We start from the raw sequence: 2,950 nt of genomic DNA, 5'->3' as shown, positions 1-2,950 counted from the left end.
CGCCCCCGGTCCCCGGGGCGCGGCCCTCTTGCTTAAACTGCTCAATTTTTCGTGCTCACGGTGCTCATTTCCCAGTGATCACTCGGACCACTTCTTAGTGAACATCAACACGCGAGCTATCATGCGGCCGAGAGCCGCCGTAAAGGGATCGAGCAGCACGCCGGCGATAACCACAAAAGCCCACCCCTTTGTGACAAGGCCCGCCCAGCGCGCGAAGAACGTACGGCCTTCAATCGTTCCGAATCCTCCCTGGAAGGCAATCTCGCCAAAACCGATCACCATAAAAGATTGCGCGGGGGTCAACCATGGAAACGCGGGCGACGTGCACGGTTATGATCAAAATAATCATCTCCTACGAGACCAAGAGGCCAATAACGACAAATTATGCTGGGCAGCAAATGCAACGTGAAAAAGCGACCGAGGTCGATAATTTGACGGCATATTATGTGTGTTTATAACAAAACAGTCCAGAAGCAAAGCCTCTGGACTGCGAACGTTTGGTGGGCGTTACAAGATTTGAACTTGTGACCTCTTCCGTGTCAGGGAAGCGCTCTCCCCCTGAGCTAAACGCCCAAATGGAGCGGACAACGGGGCTCGAACCCGCGACCCCAACCTTGGCAAGGTTGTGCTCTACCAACTGAGCCATGTCCGCTTACTGGGATTAATCTTACGTGATACCCGCATCCTATGCAAGAACTTTTTTTGAAAAGTTTTGCGACGCCCTCGCGAACCTCACGAAGACATCAGCCACCTCAACGTCAGGACGTCGCAAAAGAACGCATGAACCTCGGGGCATGACCAGTCAAAGTCTGGCTGCTCGGGCGTAAACATATGCAGCTACCACTGACCGTCCGCAACACGCGTCCAGGCGGGGCCGCCAAAGTTGGCATTCCAATTGGTGGGAGGCAGCTCGCCATGTTCGCCGCGACCATCGCGGAAGATATAACGGGCGCGCTCGGGCGATCCAGGGCCGGCGGCAAGAGCGGCTTTGAACCAGGGGTGCTGGTTGGATGAATGATTGGGCACTACGAATCCTTAAACGAGCGCGGGTAGATCTGATAGATCGCGGCATCGGGCATCCATGAGCGCGAAGAGGACTTTTCTGTAGCCATGGAGCGCGCCTCCCTTGCAACGAGGTTTTGCGAGATGCCCAGATGATACGCCCAAAGCTGATATTCGCGGCAAACAACGCCACAGCCACGCCCCAAGACGCTCGCTCCCTCTCGGGTTCGAGCCTCCCGGGACGAATCGACCGATTAGTGAAAAGAACGGAAAACCCACTCCCCCGGCCACGACAGCGAGCGGGCTCCGGGTGCCCCAGGTTGCCGCGAAAGAGGAGGGAAGCGTACTTTATGTACGCGACCGACGATTAAGGGGCAAGATGGGGTGCCCGGGGCTCGCGCAGCGTCAACAAAAAACGCGGTTCGTTAGAACCGCGTAAGATAGTTGGAGCGGACAACGGGGCTCGAACCCGCGACCCCAACCTTGGCAAGGTTGTGCTCTACCAACTGAGCCATGTCCGCATATGTAAAACAAAACGGGCGCCGGAGCGCCCGGATGTTGCCTGGAGGCGAAGCCCGGATTCGAACCGGGGGTAAAGGCTTTGCAGGCCTCTGCCTTACCACTTGGCCACTTCGCCGAAAAAGGACCGTTAAGAACGGTCCGGAAATGCAATGGAGCGGACAACGGGGCTCGAACCCGCGACCCCAACCTTGGCAAGGTTGTGCTCTACCAACTGAGCCATGTCCGCTTGCGGGTTATTAATTTACGCGAGTTATCCAAAAGACGCAAGTACTTTTTTCAAAAAAGTTGCCCAAAGCAAGTTCACCTTGATTATCAACTTTATCCGAACACCTCCCACATTCATCCGTACATGTGCGGATGAATGTGGGAACCCGATACCCTGAGGGCCGGATCGGCCGGCCCCGGGAGATCGGAGGACGGCATGTCCGGAAAGAAGAAGAGCGGCTCCGCAAGGGCGGTCCCGAGGGCCTACGGAAGGCTCACGAGGCACGAGCGGGACACGGTCCAGAGGATGCTGGAGCGCAGGGCGTCGTGCAGGGAGATCGCGAGGGAGCTGGGCAGGTCACCCTCGACGGTGAGCGCCGAGGTGGCGTCGCACAGGTTCGTGACGGCGCCGAAGGCCAGGCGCGGCGAGCGCGTGGACGCCTCCGCCGACCTGTCGGCGGCCTGCCCGCGCCTGGCGGCGTGGCCGCGATGCTGCAACGGCTGCGGCCGGTACCGCGCAATCGGCTGCAAGCGCCGCCCCCACGTCTTCTACGAGGCCCGGGCCGCGCAGCTGTGCGCCGACTCGGTCCTCGTCTCGTCCAGGCGCGGGATAGACGCCGACGAGCCCGCCGCGGCGGCCAGGCTGGAGGCGATAAGGGACTGCCTGCGCCGGGGGCTGTCGCCCGAGCAGATGGCGGCGCGCAACGGCGGCCCGGTGGACCTGTCGCCGTCGACCATCTACCGCTGGGTCTCGGCGGGCTACGACGGCATGACCAACATGGAGCTCAGGCGCAAGGTCGGCTACAGGCCGAGGAAGCGCGCCGCGGGCCGGGCGGCGACCCGCCACTCCGCCCGCAGGTCGCATGCCGCGTTCCTCGCCCTCGGGGAGGACGCGTGCGCCGCGGCCTGGGAGATGGACACCGTCGAGGGGGCCCGGGAGGACTCCGCCTGCCTGCTCACGCTGCTGCACCGCCCCAGCAGGCTCCAGCTCGCGCTGCCGCTGGAGGAGAAGACCGCCGGGTGCGTCGCGGGCGCCCTGGAGGGCGTCCGGGCCATCCTCGGCGCCGACGGGACGCGCCGCGTGTTCCGCGCCGTCCTCACCGACAACGGTGCCGAGTTCTCCGACGAGGCGGCGGTCGCGGCGCTGCTCGGCGAGGGGCCGGGCGAGACGAGGCTGTTCTACTGCGACCCCAGGCGCAGCGACCAGAAGGGCGCCTGCGAG

At 62.5% G+C, this 2,950-nt stretch carries 3 protein-coding genes and 5 tRNA genes; 1 reads left to right on the top strand and 7 read right to left on the bottom strand.

The window, feature by feature from the left end; translation table 11 throughout:
- Nucleotides 1-78: 78 nt before the first annotated feature.
- From ACTQZF_RS09100 to ACTQZF_RS09070, 7 genes are all read right to left on the bottom strand, one after another.
- Nucleotides 79-282, bottom strand: a complete 204-nt coding sequence (locus ACTQZF_RS09100; protein WP_441555103.1) for a hypothetical protein — start codon at nucleotides 280-282, stop codon at nucleotides 79-81.
- A 216-nt stretch (nucleotides 283-498) separates the two neighbouring features.
- Nucleotides 499-573 (bottom strand) — tRNA-Val (locus ACTQZF_RS09095).
- A 3-nt stretch (nucleotides 574-576) separates the two neighbouring features.
- Nucleotides 577-652 (bottom strand) — tRNA-Gly (locus ACTQZF_RS09090).
- Between the two features lie 185 nt (nucleotides 653-837).
- On the bottom strand, nucleotides 838-1,026 hold the full coding sequence (locus ACTQZF_RS09085) for an alpha-amylase family glycosyl hydrolase (protein WP_441555102.1): 189 nt from the start codon (nucleotides 1,024-1,026) through the stop codon (nucleotides 838-840).
- 421 nt (nucleotides 1,027-1,447) lie between these two features.
- Nucleotides 1,448-1,523, bottom strand: a tRNA-Gly gene (locus ACTQZF_RS09080).
- A 42-nt stretch (nucleotides 1,524-1,565) separates the two neighbouring features.
- Nucleotides 1,566-1,639, bottom strand: a tRNA-Cys gene (locus tag ACTQZF_RS09075).
- 35 nt (nucleotides 1,640-1,674) lie between these two features.
- Nucleotides 1,675-1,750, bottom strand: a tRNA-Gly gene (locus ACTQZF_RS09070).
- Nucleotides 1,751-1,885: 135 nt separating this feature from the next.
- On the opposite strand from ACTQZF_RS09070, the gene ACTQZF_RS09065 reads away from it, so the two are divergent.
- A partial coding sequence (locus ACTQZF_RS09065) for a transposase (RefSeq protein WP_441555101.1) occupies nucleotides 1,886-2,950 on the top strand: 1,065 nt, incomplete at its 3' end.

The organism is Collinsella sp. LCP19S3_H3, from assembly GCF_052119145.1.
Lineage (GTDB): Bacteria > Actinomycetota > Coriobacteriia > Coriobacteriales > Coriobacteriaceae > Collinsella.
Note: the sequence above shows the minus strand (reverse complement) of the source record. Positions and strands in the feature narration are given on the sequence as shown.